Raw genomic sequence first — 15107 nt, forward strand, 5'->3', positions numbered from 1 at the left:
GTCGAATCACGGGTGACATCGAGAATATTTCAAACAATCGTTTGAAGCAAGCCTCTTCCAGGGCAATGGCAATGCTGGAGATGGTGGCTCAGGCGATGGTGAGCACAACGAGGAGTGCCAAGTGACCGAATGGTTGACGGATTATGGCATGTTTGTGGCCCAGGCGCTTACCCTGGTGGCCGTGGTGGTCTTGCTCATTGCGCTGGTGACGAGAATGCGCAGTGAGGGGGGAGATCGTACCCGATTGCGCATCGAGGACCTCAACGAGCGCTATTTGCAGCGCCGTCGACGCCTGCGGCTGGCGAGCACCGCTCGAGGATTGCGCAAGGGGCAACTCAAGGCCTTCCGCCGCGCCGACAAGGACGAGAAGCGTCAAGCCAAGGGAAAAACAGCGGCAGGGCCCTGTGTCTGGGTGCTGGATTTTCGCGGTGACTTGACGGCTTCGGCCACGTCCCGTCTGGCCGAGGAGATTTCCGCGCTGCTGGGTGTCGTCAAGGAAGGCGACGAAGTCGTGATTCGCCTGGAATCCGCCGGTGGCCTGGTGCATGCCTATGGACTGGCGGCGGCACAGTGGGATCGTCTGCGTGAGGCGGGGGTGAAATCCACTGCCTGTGTCGACAAGGTGGCGGCCAGTGGCGGTTACCTGATGGGGTGTTGCGCCGATCGGTTGCATGTCGCCCCTTTTGCCGTGCTTGGCTCTATCGGTGTCGTGGCCCAGTTACCCAATGTCCATCGCTTGCTGAAGCGTCATGATATCGACGTCGAGGTGCTGACCGCCGGGCGCTACAAGCGAACCCTGACGGTGTTCGGCGAAAACACCGAGGAAGGGAGAGAAAAGTTCGTCGACGACCTGGAGAGGACCCATGAGCTGTTCAAGCATCATGTCGCCGATCGTCGCCCTGAGCTGGACATCGATGCCGTAGCGACCGGTGAAATCTTTTACGGCTGCGAAGCCGTGCAGCGCGGACTGGCGGATAGTCTCGGTACCAGCGAAGCGTATCTGCTGGAGCGCATGAACGAGGCTCGAGTGATGACCGTGCGTCTGGAAACACGCAAAAGCATGAGCGAGCGTCTCGGCTTGGCCGTCACCCGCGGTGTGGAACGTGGCATCGAGCGTGTTATCGAAGTGATCGACGCCAGTCGTTGGTTGCGAAAATAGCCACGGCATCCGTTGTGTGGAGACAATCCTGGATACCGGGATCAAGCCAGATAAAGCTTGGCCAATGCGTCGATGATGCGTCTGGCATGTTCGCCTTGCAGTGAGTAGTAAATTGTCTGGGAGGAGCGACGTGTGGTCACCATGCCTTCACGGCGCAGGATGGCAAGGTGCTGCGAAAGTGCCGATTGGCTAAGGCTGAGCTTGGCGTTCAACTCCGACACCGACAACTCGGTACCGTCCAGCAGACACAGGATGCGCAGTCGATTTTCGTTGGCCATCGCTTTGAGGAGGGCGGTGGCGTCACCGAGTACCGGGTCCCCGGCGTCCAGCAGTTGGCTAGCGGATTGGCGTGTGCTCATGTCGAGTCTCCTGGCTGTCAGGCCACACAGGAGGGAGTCGTGATGCCAGTCTGTCACGGCCACCTACCGCTACCCGACACCATTGCAACGAGAGGGACGCTGCCGTCTTGTTGTTTGTTTTAGTGACGCATCTATATTTATTTAGTAAATCTTTAATAACTAAGCAAGCCTTGTCCGGGCAGGGATTTAACGTTGAATCAATGCGTGTGCCCCGACGAGTGCCGCTATGACGGGCAGTGTGGGGTTGTTGACAATAATGTGAGACTGGGAAGGATTAGGCGATGGTATGAAGGGAAAAATCGTTCTTTTGCTCTACAGTGTCAACAATCATGGGGTGTCGAATACCACTCGGCACTCAGTGGATTGTTGACCGTGAATAGGTACTGCCATGAGCTCTTATCAAGACGAATACCGCCAGTCCATTGAGCGACCCGAAGCATTCTGGGCCGAACATGCCAAGCGGATTCCCTGGTTTACCCCACCGCAAACCATTCTCGAATATGATGATCAGGGGCATGCACGTTGGTTTGTCGATGGCGAGATGAATACTTGCCACGCCGCCCTGGATCATCACGTCGACGCCGGGCGTGGCGATCAGATAGCGGTGTTCTGGGACTCACCGGTCACGGGCGGGCAACGGCGCCTGAGCTATCGCGAAATGCGCGACCAGGTGGCCAGTTTTGCCGGCGCGTTGGCCGGGCTGGGGGTCGAGAAGGGCGACCGGGTGGTGGTTTACATGCCGATGGTGCCGGAAGCCTTGGTCGCGATGTATGCCTGCGCGCGACTGGGAGCCGTGCACTCGGTGGTCTTCGGTGGCTTTGCCCCGCACGAACTGGCGGTACGCATCGAGGATGCCGAACCCAAGGTGGTCATCGCAGCGTCCTGCGGTGTGGAAGTGGATCGGGTGATTCCCTACAAACCGATCATCGACGAGGCGCTGCGTTCGAGCCGGTATCACCCGGAGGCCTGCGTGATCCTGCAGCGTGATCAGATGCATGCCGAACTGGGCGAGAGCGACCATGACTGGCAGGCGCTGGTGGCCAGCGCCACGCCGGCGTCCTGCGTCCCGGTCAAGGCCACGGACCCCCTCTATATCCTCTATACGTCCGGGACCACCGGCAAGCCCAAGGGCGTGGTGCGCGACAACGGCGGTCACGCCGTGGCCCTGCACTATTCCATGGAGACCATCTACGGCATGGCACCGGGCGAGGTATTCTTCTCGGCTTCCGATGTGGGCTGGGTGGTGGGGCACTCCTATATCGTTTATGCCCCCTTGCTGCGCGGCTGTGCCACCGTAGTTTATGAAGGCAAACCGGTGCGGACGCCGGATGCCGGGGCCTTCTGGCGCTTGATCGAGACGTACCGGGTCAAGGCGTTCTTTACCGCGCCCACCGCGTTTCGTGCGATCAAGAAGGAGGACCCCGACGGCCAGTGGCTGGAGCGGTACGACATCTCGAGTCTCAAGGCGCTGTTCCTGGCCGGTGAACGACTCGATCCTCCGACCTTCCACTGGCTGGAGGACATGCTGGACGTGCCGGTGATCGATCACTGGTGGCAGACCGAGACCGGTTGGCCGATTGCCGCCAACCTGCAAGGGCTGGAGCCGATGCCGACCAAGGCGGGATCGGCGACCGTACCGGTACCGGGATTCGGCGTTCGGGTGCTGAATCGCGATGGCGAGTCGGCGGAGGTCGACGAGCAGGGCAGCGTGGTGATCCGCGAACCCATGCCGCCGGGGTGCCTGACAGGAATCTGGCGCGATCCACAGCGTTTCCATGCCGCTTACATGGCTGCCTTCCCCGGGTATTACCTGACCGGCGATGGCGGTTATTTCGATGATGAGGGCTATCTGTTCATCATGGGGCGCACCGACGATGTCATCAATGTCGCGGGGCACCGATTCTCGACCGGCGAGATGGAAGAGGTGCTGGGGGCGCACCCGGCAGTGGCCGAGTGCGCCGTGATCGGCATTCACGATGCGCTGAAGGGGCAGCTTCCGGTGGGGCTGGTGATTCCCAAGGACAGCTTCGCCGGTGACGAGACTGTCCTCGAAGAAGAGTTGATCGCAATGGTCCGCGAGAAGATCGGTGCCATCGCCTGCTTCAAGCAGGTGCTGGTGGTCTCGCGACTGCCCAAGACGCGTTCCGGCAAGATCCTGCGCAAGTTGCTGCGCCATATCGCCGATGGCAAGGAGTACGGTGTGCCTTCGACCATCGATGATCCCACCAGCCTCGAGCACGTGCATAGCGCGATGCGCGATCGAGACCTGGGCCAGGCCGCGGATGCCCGGCAGGTGTGAACTTGCACATCGTGGCTCCCGCTCGGGTATAATCGCCGGCCGTTGATCGCCGCCACGGCACTGCCGTGGCGTTGTTTATCCAAAGGGCCGGTACTCGATGTTCACGCTGTCTTCCTCCCAGGCTCGCCGGCTATTGGCGGCGTTGGTCGCTTTCCATATCCTCGTCATCGCCGCCAGTAACTATCTGGTGCAGTTGCCATTCACGCTGTTTGGCTGGCACACCACCTGGGGCGCCTTCAGTTTCCCGTTCATCTTCCTGGCCACCGACCTCACGGTGCGTCTGTTCGGCAAGGAACCGGCGCGGGCGATCGTTGCGCGGGTGATGTTGCCGGCGCTGGTGATTTCCTATGCCGTGTCGGTGATTTTCCCCCGCGGGGGCTTCGCCGGTTTCGAGGGGCTGGGCGAGTGGAACCTGTTCGTGGCGCGTATCGCGCTGGCCAGCTTTATGGCCTATGTGCTCGGCCAACTGCTGGACATTCATGTCTTCGATCGTCTGCGGCGGTTGCGCTTTTGGTGGGTGGCGCCGGCGGTTTCCACGCTGTTCGGCAACCTGGCCGATACGTTCGCCTTCTTTTCGATCGCCTTCCACAACAGCCCCGATCCTTTCATGGCGGCCAACTGGCCGGAAATCGCATGGGTCGATTACGTGATCAAGCTGTCCGTCAGCCTGCTGTTCTTCCTGCCCCTGTATGGCCTGTTGCTGGGATGGCTCAGCCGTCGCCTGGTAAGGTTGACGGGGCAGCGGGACCTTGCTCCCGGCCTGCCGGCGCAGAAGGCACGCTGAAGGTCTCATGCTAAGGAACCGAACCGCGTAAGGAGAATCGCATGGCTCTGGAGCTTCATACCCTCGATACCGGTGGCGAAGGGACGCCGCTGGTGGTCATTCACGGCCTGCTGGGGAGTGCCGACAACTGGCGTTCGCATATCAAGCAGTGGCAGGACAAACGGCGCGTGGTGGCCCTTGATCTGCGCAATCATGGCCGTTCGCCGCATGCCGAGGGCATGAGCTACCGGGAGATGGCCGACGATGTGCTGGCGGTGCTCGATCGGCTCGAGATCGCGCGCTGCCACCTGCTGGGACATTCGATGGGAGGCAAGGTCGCCATCACCGTGGCGCGATTCCATCCGCAGCGGGTGGCATCACTGGTGGTCGCCGATATTGCACCGGTTCGCTACGGCCATGATCACGACGCCATCTTCGCCGCGCTGCGCTCCGTAGAAGCCGAGGCTCCGAGTAATCGTCGCGAGGTCGATGCCTTGATGGCGGACCATGTGCCGGAAAAGCCGATTCGGTTGTTTCTGGCCACCAACCTCGTGCGCGACGACGAGAGCGTGATGCGGTGGCGGTTGGGGCTCGACCAGATCCAGGCCGGTTACGAGGATATCCGCGGCGAGCCCGATGGCGACGTGCCTTACGAGGGGCCGTCCCTGGTGCTGCGCGGCGCCCGATCTCGTTATGTCACCGATGAGATGCTGCCGCGGACCCGGGAGGTGTTGCCGAACGCCGAGCTGGTCTCTCTCGATGCCGGTCATTGGCTGCATGCCGAACGGCCCGAGGCTTTCCAGGCGGCGGTCGATGCCTTTCTCGACCAGGTCGGTGACGGCTGACGCGACCCAGCGATGGCCTTCGCTCGAGGAGCATTCGACCTCAGGGCGCGCTCAGGTCGACGGCGAGCCGCTCGATCGGGTGGCGCTCGTCGATTACCCCTCGTTCATGGAGAAACGCCTCGAACGACAGGTAGCGACTGGCATCGAGGGCCGCCGGGCGCAACGATAGCCGGCGCAATATCTCCGGCCATGCCTGCCGGTTGGCGGCGGTATCCAGGCTGGGCTCGCTGAGCGTCACCAGTTCCCAGGCTTCCTCTGGGTGGTTGATGATCCAGTGCGTCGCATCCTCGATGGCAGTGATCAGGTGGCGGATATCGTCCCGCTTGCCGTTTAGCTGATCGCGATTGGCGATCAGGATCAATTCTTCGTAGCGTGGCAGGCCGTGCTCCTCGACCAGGAAGCTGCGCGAGCGAATCCCCTCTTCGTTGAGCTGGAAGGGCACGACGTGGCGCATGGCGCCGATCACGGCGTCGACGCGCTTATCCGCCAGCGCCGGTCCCAGCGCGAAGTCCACGCCTTGCACGCTGATGTCATCGAGTGAAAGCCCATGATGAATGAGCATGGTGGACAGGATCGGTTGAATGTCGTCATCGATGGCATAGCCAACCGACTTCCCCGCCAGCTTCGACAGGCTGTCGATACCGCTGTCCTCGCGCACCACCAGGCTGTTGAGGGGGGTGCCGACCAGGGTGGCGACCCGGATCAATGGTAGGCCCTCGGCGATTTGCCGGTGCAGCTGGGGCTGGCGACCGAGGGCCAGGTCGGCGCGCGAGGCAGCGACCAACTTGGTCGGCACGCTGGGGTCGGCAGGGGCGGAGATGCTGACAGTGAGTCCCTGTCGGTCGAATTCGCCCCGCTCACGTGCCACGATCAGAGCGGCATGTTGGGGGCTCAGATACCAGTTGAGTACCAGGCTCAATTCGCGCATGGGCGGGGGTGCGATGGGCTCGGGGGTGCGCAAGGTGATCGAAGGAGCGGTGGGCTGGTTGGGGGTGTTGACGCGCGGCCCACCGACCGGCCTCTTCTCCAGCCTGGTGACCCGGGACGCCGCGTCGATGGCCACCTCGTCGACTCGGTCTGCCGGTGCGCTCCCGGAACGGTCGGCCAGCAGAGGGGCGGCCAGGATCAGCGCCAACAGCAGGGCCAGGCTCAGCCTGCCCAGCCGACATTGCATGCTCGTCATCAGAGTGTCTCCACCAGCGAATACCCTGGCCATCATGGCGAGCATGACCAGCGACACGGAGCCCAAGTGTATCCTCGGGTTTCGTTGACTGCCTAGTCACAACGGCGGTCGCATACGGTTGCATTCGTCGCTGTTGATGCGGGGGCATGGCATAATCCGCTTTTTGGTCGTCAGCAGCTTGCCATGGATAGCATCAACAGCCTTTTCCTTTTCAGCGGTTTACTGATTGCGTTGAGCATTCTGGCCAGTCGCCTGTCGACGATGGTCGGCGTGCCCTTGCTGTTGATCTTCCTGGGGCTGGGAATGCTGGCCGGTGAGGAGGGCGTGCTGGGGATCCAGTTCGACGACTACTCGCTGGCCTTCTTGATCGGACACCTGGCGCTGGCGATGATCCTGCTGGATGGCGGCTTGCGTACGCGGCTGAAGACATTTCGTGTCGGCTTCAAACCGGCCTTGTCGCTGGCCACGCTAGGGGTGTTCATTACCAGTGCCCTGGTCGGCATGATCGCCATGTCGATCTTCGAGCTTTCGTTGGTACAAGGGCTGCTGGTGGGCGCCATCGTTGGCTCTACCGATGCCGCGGCGGTGTTCTCGATGCTCAGCGGGCGCGGGGTCAATCTCAACGAACGCGTTGGGGCGACCCTCGAGATCGAATCGGGCACCAACGACCCGATGGCGATCTTTTTGACCATCATGCTGGTCGAGCTGCTGGTGGGAGAAATCGGTGGTATCGGCGAGACGGTGATCTTCCTGTTGTCGCAGTTCGGCTTGGGGTTGGCCATCGGGGTTGGGGCAGGGTGGTTGATCGCGCGGTTGTTGCGTTGGCTGGATCTGGCCCCGGGGCTGTATTCCTTGTTGGCGTTGGCGCTGGCTTTCTGTGTGTTCGGGGTGACCAGTGGGCTCGGCGGAAGCGGCTTCCTGGCAATCTATCTTACCGGGCTGATGATCGGCAATCAGCCTGGACGCCATCTCAACTTCATCCTGCCCGTGCACGATGGGTTGGCATGGCTGAGTCAGATCGGGCTGTTCCTGGTGCTTGGCCTGTTGGTGACACCCAGCGAGATGCTCGAATATGCGTTGCCGGCCTTATTGGTGGCCCTGGCACTGATCTTTATCGCCAGGCCCTTGGCGGTACTGATCTCGATCAAGCCGTTCTTCAAGTTTCGCTGGCGCGAGATCGGCTTCATCTCCTGGGTGGGGTTGCGCGGCGCGGTCCCCATTGTACTGGCGATCTTTCCGGTGATCGGTGGCGTGGAGAATGCCTCGCTGTATTTCAACGTGGCCTTCGCGGTGGTCCTGATGTCCCTGTTGATCCAGGGGGGGTCGCTGTCGATGATGGCACGCTGGATGAAGGTCGAAGTGCCGACGGGCGTGACGCCCAACAGGCGAGGACCGTTGGGCATCCTGCCAGAGAATGACTATGAGATGTTCGTCTATCAGGTCGATAACGAAGATCTCGACGACGTACCGATCCGGCTGCTGCGCTTTCCTTCCGGCGCACTGATCTCGGCGATGTTCCGTCAGCACGCCATGCTGCATCCCAAGGGCAGTACGCGGCTACGGCTGGGGGACGTGATCTGTGTGATCGGGCGTAGCGGCGATCTGCCGGCACTCAATCGGTTGTTCAGCGGCGATGCCAAGCTAAAGCGCGAGCGTGCTTTCTTCGGTACCTTTACCTTGGATGGCGATGCCCTGATGAGCGATGTGGCGGCTGCTTACGGCCTGACCTTGAGCACGGGGGAGCAGGATATGACCCTGGGCGAATTCGTGTCGCTCCGGGTCGGTGGGCATCCGGTGGTGGGGGATGACGTGGGCTGGCATGGCATCCACTGGGTTGTCAGCGAAATGGAAGGCAACAAGGTCACCAAGGTCGGCTTGCGGCTCTATCATTAGGTTTCCTTGGGCTTGATAACACCTTGATCGCAAACCGGCTCTTGACGAAGGCATCAAAACTGGTAGTATTCAGCGCCGTGAGCCGGAGGGATGGCAGAGCGGTTGAATGCACCGGTCTTGAAAACCGGCGAAGGTGAGAGCCTTCCCAGGGTTCGAATCCCTGTCCCTCCGCCACTCACCCTGATTATCCGGCGCTTGTGAGGCATTTCACAGGCTGCCCGACAAAAAGCCCATCATCGGAAAATATGGTGGGCTTTTTGTTGTCCCATCGATAACAAGCATGGAAGATCGGCCCGAGTCTGGCGTGGGCCGGACTCCGAGCGAGTTTAGCCTCGAGTTAGGGAGTGGGTCTCGTGCCCATGATTGCCATGGCGTTCATTCCCTGCAGGTTCCCCGCCAAGCAACGATACTGTTTCTAAGCGTCTTGAGTGCAGGAGGCAAAATGCTTCAGCGCTTCTCGGCCAATACCGTGGGCCGCGACTTTGTCGTGAGCGATATCCATGGTTGCTATGATCTCTTGATGAACGAGCTCGACCGTGCAGGCTTCGAGCGCTCACGCGACCGGTTGTTCTGCGTCGGCGATCTGATCGATCGTGGGCCGAACTCTCGCGCTTGCCTGAGTCTGCCTTTCGAGCCCTGGTTTCATGCGGTGCGGGGCAACCATGAACTGTTGGCACGCGATGCCCTGGAACAAGGGCACTGGGGCATGTGGTTGCTCAATGGTGGTACCTGGGTGCGCGATGAAGACCCGGAAACCGTGCGCCAGCGGTTGCACGAGGCCTTGTCGCGGATGCCTTACGCCTTCGAGATCGAGGTCGCGGGCATGCGGCTGGGTATCGTGCATGCCGAGCCACCGACGGATTGGGCGATGATCGAGCGCGATGACGCCACTATCGCACACGATCTGGTGTGGTCGCGTCGCCGGATCGGCAAGGGCGATAGCTCGAAGGTGAGGGGGATCGATGCCGTGGTGGTCGGCCATACCATACTGCGGACGCCAAAATGGCTGGGCAATGTATACTTTATAGACACCGGAGCATTCATGACCGGCCGGCTCACGCTGCTGGCGCTCGAGGACATTGCCAGGACTGTCCCGCGATAACGGCGATGGCGAGGGCAGGGGGTAGACGTCCGTGTGACGTGGCCGACAAGAGGTAGCCGGAAGGGAGGTGTGGTGATAACGAGCAGCAGAGGGGGCAGCCCCGTTCCGGCAGTGTTGGCGGTAGTGGTACATGATCGCAAGGTGCTGCTGGTGCGGCGTGCCAACCCACCGGACGCCGGCTGCTGGGGTTTCCCTGGTGGCCATATCGAGTGGGGCGAGCGGCTTTTTGCCGCGGCAGAGCGCGAGTTGCACGAGGAAACCGGGGTGGAAGCCTGCGCTGACGAGGTGCTGACCGCGTTGGACGTGCTCGCCGGTGGAGCCGATGAGTGTGTCGCCCATCATTACGTGCTGGTGGCGGTGCGCTGCATTTGGCGATCCGGTTCGGGGAGGCCCGCCGACGATGCCCGGGCGGTGGATTGGTTCACCCTGGAGCAGGTCGCCGCGCTGGGCGATACTGCTAGTGTGGATGTACTTGCCCTTGCCGAAACGGCACTAAGCCGCCATCTTGAGAAAGCATGAGGTGAGGCCGGTCGGTCGCCGATAGACGCTTGGTGATCAAAACGTTAAGCGGTAAATCTTGCGTCGGGAACCTCGAAACGGCATCCTTGGCCGACTGGCTTGGTCAACAACAGAGGGAGCATCGATCGATGGCCTATCAAGATACGCAGGCGAGACAGCACCAGGTAAGTGCCGTCAGTGCCAATAAGGTACTGCGCAACACCTATGCCTTGTTGGCGATGACATTATTGTTCTCCGCCGTGACTGCCGGGGCTGCCATGGCCATGGGCATCGAGCGGATGAACATCCTGGTGTTCTTCATCGGCGCTTATGGACTGATGTTCCTGGTCCACAAGACGGCTAATTCCGCGGCAGGGTTGCTGGCGACCTTCGCCTTCACCGGGTTCATGGGCTTCACGCTGGGCCCGATTCTGAGTGCCTACGTGGCGCTTCCCAACGGTCCGGCACTGATCATGAATGCGTTGGCCATGACCGGCGCAACCTTCATCGGTCTCTCCGCCGTGGCACTGGTTACCAAGAAGGACTTCAGCTTCCTTGGCAACTTCCTGCTCGCAGGTGCGATCGTACTGGTTCTGGCCATGGTGGCGGCGCTGGTCTTCAACATCCCGACGCTATCATTGGCAGTTTCCGCCGGCTTCGTGCTGTTCTCTTCGGCGGCAATCCTCTACCAGACCAGTGAGATCGTCCACCGGGCAGGCGAGACCAACTATATTCTCGCGACCATTACACTGTATGTGTCGATCTACAACCTGTTCATCAGCCTGCTCTCGCTGCTGGGTATCATGAGCAGCGACTGACACGGCATACTCGTGGTGACCACTGGCCCCGCCGTCTCGGTGGGGCCAGTCCGTTTGTGATCCACATCGAGGAGGGCTGAGGTCATGCAATATGCGCTGCTGGTACAAGGTGGCCCCTATAGCTACCAGGCGTCACACTCGGCGCTGCGCTTCGCCCAGGCGCTGGTGGCGCGAGGGCACCAGCTGGCGGTGGTGTTCTTCTATCATGATGGTGTCTACAATGCGGCGCGTTTGTCGGCACCGCCCCAGGACGAGCCGCACCTGCTCGACGCCTGGCGCCGCTTGCACGACGAGCATGGCACCGAATTGCTGGTATGCATCGCAGCCGGCCTGCGCCGCGGCCTCCTCGACGAGCGCGAGGCGACACGGCATGGCAAGCAGGGTTACAGCCTGGAAGCACCCTTCGAGTTGACCGGGCTGGGCCAGCTGATCGAGGCCGGTAGCCGCCATGATCGCCTGGTGACCTTTTCGCCGTGACGGCTGGCAATGACAGGACTGGAAGATGAACGATATTCCCGAAGGCGACCTGCTGGTTATCCTGCGTCATGGGCCGCATGGCAGCAGTTGGTTGCGTGAAGGTCTCGAGGCGGCCTTGGTCGCAGCCGCTTTCGGCCAGCGGGTCAGCCTGTTGTTCCTCGGCGATGGTGCCATGGCCCTGCTCGACGGTCAGCAAGTCGGACCGCTGGGGCAGAAAGGCACACAACCGATGCTGGAAATGCTGGGCATGTATGATATCGACACTCTGCTGGTCGACGATCGGGCGTTGGCCGAGCGAGGAATCGATGTCGATGATCTGTCCGTGCCGGTCTCGCGACTCGAGGGCGGGACCATTGCCGGCGTCTTGGCGCGCCATCGGCAGATTCTGAATTTCTAGTCGAGTAGGCCGTGTGGCCCATCGAGGAGTACGCCCGCATGATTCTTCATATACTCAACCGGTCGCCGAGCGCGAGTCGCGTTTATCAGCAAGCCCTGGATGCCATGGGCCCGGAAGACCGTCTGCTGTTGATCGAGGATGCGGTGCAAGGGGCCTTGCCGCAACTGGTGCGTTACTTCGAACCGATCATCGGGCGGCTCTTCGCGCTGCGCGAGGATCTGGTGTCACGCGGTCTGGATGGCCGCTGCGATGACCGGGTACTGGTGGTCGATGTGGATGGCTTCGTCACCCTGACCGAGGAAGCCGACAAGACAGTGAGCTGGTTCTGATGGCTTCAGTAGAAATATACCGTTATCTCTCCGTGAATGAGCGGGAAATCGCTCTGGACCCGGAAGGTTATCTGGTCGATCTCGACGATTGGTCCCCCGAGGTGGCGCAGGCACTGGCGGCCGAGGAGGGCCGTGAGTTGACGGATGAGCACTGGGAAGTCATTACGGTATTACGGGATTTCTATGCTCATTTCGAGACGGCACCCGCCATGCGGCCGCTGGTCAAAGCAGTTGGACAGGCCTTGGGGCCTGACAAGGGCAAGTCACTCCATCTGCTGCGCCTGTTTCCCGATAGCCCGGCCAAGGTCGGCGCACGCCTGGCCGGGCTGCCCAAGCCGGCCAATTGTCTGTGAGGTCGTGTGAACTTTCTTGCGCATGCCTGGTTGGCCCACGGTGGGAGTGATGACTTCCTCTACGGCAACCTGATTGCCGATGGCGTCAAGGGACCCGATCTGACGGATTGGGTGCCGGCCATTGCCGCGGGGATCCAACATCATCGACACGTCGATGCCTTTGTCGATAGGCACGATATCGTGCTCGAGGCGCGCCACCGGGCCCCGGATGGTCAACGTCGCTATGCCGGGATCGCTCTGGATCTGATGTGGGATCATTTCTTGGCTCGTCGCATGCGGATGTCTCCGGTCCATCAGCGGCTGGTGGCGCGCTGCTACCGCCTGCTCGATGAACGCCCGGCGCCGGACCGGTTGGCGACGATGATGCCGGTACTGGTCCAGGAGGACTGGTTGCGCCGCTATGCCGATTTTGGCTTTACCTGTCGTGCCGTGACGGGGATCGGCCAGCGGCTCTCCGGGCCCAACCGGTTGGCGTTACTGGTGCCTTGGCTGGAAGGTGACTATGCACGCCTGGAAGCGGACTTCCAGGCGCTCTGGCTCGAGCTCCACGAGCAACTGGGAGTCGGCTCAGGCTTCGACCAGCCATAGACAATCCACCGGATCACCCGAGTGCAGTTCACTGTGGGCCGGAATCACCGCCAGTGCATTGGCCGTGACGCAGGACGACAGGACTGCCGAGTTCTGATCGGCAAAGGCATGGGCTCTGGCGCCGTCTTCGTCGAAAGTCAGTGAAACGCGCATGTAGTGGCGTCGTGCCTGGGTGCGGGTAGCAAAGTCGCTGCGCGCGCGAATGCGTGGCAGCGTCTTGAGCGCCGGGCAGCCCAGCAACTCCCCGAGCAGAGGGCGCAGGAACAGCCAGGCACCGACGTAACCGGATACCGGGTTGCCAGGCAGGCCGATGAAGCGCGCTTCCGCCCCCTCATGCGGTAACCGGCCCAAGGCCAGGGGCTTGCCGGGACGCATGGCCAGGCGCCACATATCCAGTTGCCCCAGGCGTTCCAGGGCATGCTTGACGTGATCCTCTTCGCCGACGCTGACGCCACCGGTGGTGATCACGACATCGGCGATTTCCGCTGCCTCGGTCAATGTGCGGCAAGTGGCCTCGAAGTCGTCGGGAACACCAGCGGTATACACCACGTCGCCGCCGAAGCGTTCCACAAGCCGTGTCAGCATGGGCCTGTTGGAGTTGTAGATCTGCCCTGGGGCCAATGGCTGACCGGGCGTAATTACCTCGTCGCCGGTGGACAACAGCGCGATCCGTGGGCGTCGGCGCACTTCGACCTCGGTCACCCCCTGGCCGGCGAGCTGGCCCAGGGCGGCGGCCTCGAGCCGCGTACCCGCGGCCAGCAATTCGTTGCCGGCCTGGACGTCGCGGCCGCGGCGGCGCACATTGTCGCCGGAGGGGATGTCGCCGGGAACCCGGATGCCGTCTTCGCGCACCTCGACGCGTTCCTGCATTACCACGCAGTCGGCGCCGGGCGGTATTTCGCCGCCGGTGAAGATTCGTGCACAGGTGCCAGCGATCAGAGGGCCGGCGGGCTGGCCGGCAGCGATACGCTGCGATATGGGTAGCACTCGGCCGGCATCCACGGCGCGTAGAGCGTAACCATCCATCGCACTGTTGTCGAACGGTGGCACGTCGAGGCGGGCGGCCACGGAGGCGGCCAGCACTCGCCCGGCGGTCTGGTCACAAGGCACGGTTTCAGCGGGCAGGGGAGCGACGCCATCGAGTAGGGCGCCCAGGGCCGCTTCCACACTCTGCAGCTCGTCAGCCATGCGTGCCTCGCCCGGGGATGACCAGATTGGCGTAGTTGCATGGCTTGTGACGACTGTCGAGCTGTTCGCGCAGAATACCGTCCCAGGCGGTACGGCAGGCTCCGGTGGAGCCGGGTAGGCAGAACACCACCGTGGCATTGGCCAGCCCGCCGAGGCAGCGGCTCTGGATGGTCGAACTGCCGATCTCCTGCCACGACAGGTGTCGGAACAGTTCGCCGAAACCTTCGATGGTCTTGTCCAGCAGCACACTCACGGCTTCAGGCGTGGAGTCGCGACCGGTGAAACCGGTGCCGCCGGTGGTCAGTACCACCTGAATCTCCGGGGCGGCGATCCAGGCCGCAACCTGGGCACGAATACGGTAGACGTCATCGACGACGATACGTTTCTCGACCAATGCATGGCCGGCCTCTCCAAGCCGCTCGACCAGCGCCTGACCGCTGCGGTCGGTGTCCTCGGTGCGGGTATCGGAGACCGTAAGGACGGCAAACTTCAAGGGCACGAAATTCGTGCGATCGTCGCTCATTGCCGTTCCTTCTTCTGCTGCTGACGAGCGTCCAGCGCGGCGAGCTGCTCGGCGGTGGCCGGGGCCTGATACTTGACCTTCCACTCCGCGTAGGGCATGCCGTAGACATACTCACGTGCCGCTTCGTAATCGAGCTCGGCGCCGCGCTCTTCGGCAGCGGCCACCAGCCACTTGGACAGGCAGTTGCGACAGAAGTCGGCCAGGATCATCAGGTCGATGTTCTGCACGTCCTTGTTGTCGTCCAGGTGCTTGAGCAGCCGGCGAAAGGCAGCGGCTTCGAGTTCGGTACGGGTACTGTCGTCTAGGTGATACATGACGTGAATCTCCTTGAGG

General features: G+C 62.0%; 18 protein-coding genes and 1 tRNA gene. 14 read left to right on the plus strand and 5 right to left on the minus strand.

The window, feature by feature from the left end; translation table 11 throughout:
* Window positions 1-121: 121 nt before the first annotated feature.
* Entirely contained in the window at window positions 122-1159 is a 1038-nt protein-coding gene (gene sohB / locus ACFOEV_RS16750; RefSeq protein WP_386776000.1) for a protease SohB, read from the plus strand.
* A gap of 41 nt (window positions 1160-1200) precedes the next feature.
* Here the strand turns inward: sohB and ACFOEV_RS16755 are convergent, their stop codons facing one another.
* Entirely contained in the window at window positions 1201-1518 is a 318-nt protein-coding gene (locus ACFOEV_RS16755) for an ArsR/SmtB family transcription factor (RefSeq protein ID WP_386776002.1), read from the minus strand.
* A 388-nt stretch (window positions 1519-1906) separates the two neighbouring features.
* On the opposite strand from ACFOEV_RS16755, the gene ACFOEV_RS16760 reads away from it, so the two are divergent.
* The 3 genes from ACFOEV_RS16760 (at window position 1907) to ACFOEV_RS16770 (ending at window position 5425) form a co-directional block, all read left to right on the plus strand.
* Window positions 1907-3817, plus strand: coding sequence for a propionyl-CoA synthetase (locus tag ACFOEV_RS16760; RefSeq protein ID WP_386776004.1), 1911 nt, complete (start codon window positions 1907-1909; stop codon window positions 3815-3817).
* Window positions 3818-3914: 97 nt separating this feature from the next.
* Window positions 3915-4601, plus strand: a complete 687-nt coding sequence (locus ACFOEV_RS16765; RefSeq protein WP_386776006.1) for a 7-cyano-7-deazaguanine/7-aminomethyl-7-deazaguanine transporter — start codon at window positions 3915-3917, stop codon at window positions 4599-4601.
* Window positions 4602-4642: 41 nt separating this feature from the next.
* Window positions 4643-5425, plus strand: a complete 783-nt coding sequence (locus ACFOEV_RS16770) for an alpha/beta fold hydrolase (protein WP_386776008.1) — start codon at window positions 4643-4645, stop codon at window positions 5423-5425.
* A 40-nt stretch (window positions 5426-5465) separates the two neighbouring features.
* Here the strand turns inward: ACFOEV_RS16770 and ACFOEV_RS16775 are convergent, their stop codons facing one another.
* Window positions 5466-6608, minus strand: a complete 1143-nt coding sequence (locus ACFOEV_RS16775) for an ABC transporter substrate-binding protein (RefSeq protein WP_386776010.1) — start codon at window positions 6606-6608, stop codon at window positions 5466-5468.
* A 183-nt stretch (window positions 6609-6791) separates the two neighbouring features.
* Here ACFOEV_RS16775 and ACFOEV_RS16780 point away from each other — a divergent pair, with 183 nt between their 5' ends.
* From ACFOEV_RS16780 to ACFOEV_RS16825, 10 genes are all read left to right on the plus strand, one after another.
* Window positions 6792-8501, plus strand: coding sequence for a potassium/proton antiporter (locus ACFOEV_RS16780; RefSeq protein ID WP_386776012.1), 1710 nt, complete (start codon window positions 6792-6794; stop codon window positions 8499-8501).
* Between the two features lie 84 nt (window positions 8502-8585).
* Window positions 8586-8675 (plus strand) — tRNA-Ser (locus ACFOEV_RS16785).
* Between the two features lie 268 nt (window positions 8676-8943).
* Complete coding sequence (locus ACFOEV_RS16790; RefSeq protein ID WP_386776014.1) at window positions 8944-9603, plus strand: metallophosphoesterase; 660 nt, start codon at window positions 8944-8946, stop codon at window positions 9601-9603.
* Window positions 9604-9675: 72 nt separating this feature from the next.
* Entirely contained in the window at window positions 9676-10122 is a 447-nt protein-coding gene (locus ACFOEV_RS16795; protein WP_386776016.1) for an NUDIX hydrolase, read from the plus strand.
* A gap of 128 nt (window positions 10123-10250) precedes the next feature.
* Window positions 10251-10919, plus strand: coding sequence for a Bax inhibitor-1/YccA family protein (locus tag ACFOEV_RS16800; RefSeq protein WP_386776018.1), 669 nt, complete (start codon window positions 10251-10253; stop codon window positions 10917-10919).
* Window positions 10920-11003: 84 nt separating this feature from the next.
* On the plus strand, window positions 11004-11396 hold the full coding sequence (gene tusD / locus ACFOEV_RS16805) for a sulfurtransferase complex subunit TusD (protein WP_386776020.1): 393 nt from the start codon (window positions 11004-11006) through the stop codon (window positions 11394-11396).
* Window positions 11397-11421: 25 nt separating this feature from the next.
* Entirely contained in the window at window positions 11422-11793 is a 372-nt protein-coding gene (gene tusC, locus ACFOEV_RS16810) for a sulfurtransferase complex subunit TusC (RefSeq protein WP_386776022.1), read from the plus strand.
* A gap of 38 nt (window positions 11794-11831) precedes the next feature.
* A complete protein-coding gene (gene tusB / locus ACFOEV_RS16815) occupies window positions 11832-12122 on the plus strand; it encodes a sulfurtransferase complex subunit TusB (protein ID WP_386776024.1) in 291 nt (96 codons plus the stop codon).
* The gene (locus ACFOEV_RS16820; RefSeq protein ID WP_386776026.1) at window positions 12122-12475 is read left to right on the plus strand and encodes a TusE/DsrC/DsvC family sulfur relay protein; all 354 of its coding nucleotides are present in this window, start codon (window positions 12122-12124) and stop codon (window positions 12473-12475) included. Before tusB ends, ACFOEV_RS16820 begins: the two co-directional genes overlap by 1 nt.
* Before the next feature lie 6 nt (window positions 12476-12481).
* Window positions 12482-13063 carry an acyl carrier protein phosphodiesterase gene (locus ACFOEV_RS16825; protein WP_386776028.1) on the plus strand — a complete coding sequence of 194 codons (582 nt, stop codon included), beginning with the start codon at window positions 12482-12484 and terminating at the stop codon, window positions 13061-13063.
* Here ACFOEV_RS16825 and ACFOEV_RS16830 read toward each other — a convergent pair.
* Genes ACFOEV_RS16830 through ACFOEV_RS16840 form a run of 3 tightly spaced genes read right to left on the minus strand, consistent with a single transcriptional unit; the run spans window position 13043 to window position 15088 of the window.
* The gene (locus tag ACFOEV_RS16830; RefSeq protein WP_386776030.1) at window positions 13043-14251 is read right to left on the minus strand and encodes a molybdopterin molybdotransferase MoeA; all 1209 of its coding nucleotides are present in this window, start codon (window positions 14249-14251) and stop codon (window positions 13043-13045) included. The genes ACFOEV_RS16825 and ACFOEV_RS16830 overlap by 21 nt on opposite strands.
* Window positions 14244-14774 carry a molybdenum cofactor biosynthesis protein B gene (gene moaB, locus ACFOEV_RS16835; RefSeq protein WP_386776032.1) on the minus strand — a complete coding sequence of 177 codons (531 nt, stop codon included), beginning with the start codon at window positions 14772-14774 and terminating at the stop codon, window positions 14244-14246. Before moaB ends, ACFOEV_RS16830 begins: the two co-directional genes overlap by 8 nt.
* Complete coding sequence (locus tag ACFOEV_RS16840; RefSeq protein ID WP_386776034.1) at window positions 14771-15088, minus strand: DUF1244 domain-containing protein; 318 nt, start codon at window positions 15086-15088, stop codon at window positions 14771-14773. Before ACFOEV_RS16840 ends, moaB begins: the two co-directional genes overlap by 4 nt.
* Window positions 15089-15107 lie beyond the last annotated feature (19 nt).

Origin of the sequence: Litchfieldella rifensis, assembly GCF_042646605.1 — a bacterium.
GTDB classification, from domain to species: Bacteria; Pseudomonadota; Gammaproteobacteria; order Pseudomonadales; family Halomonadaceae; genus Litchfieldella; species Litchfieldella rifensis.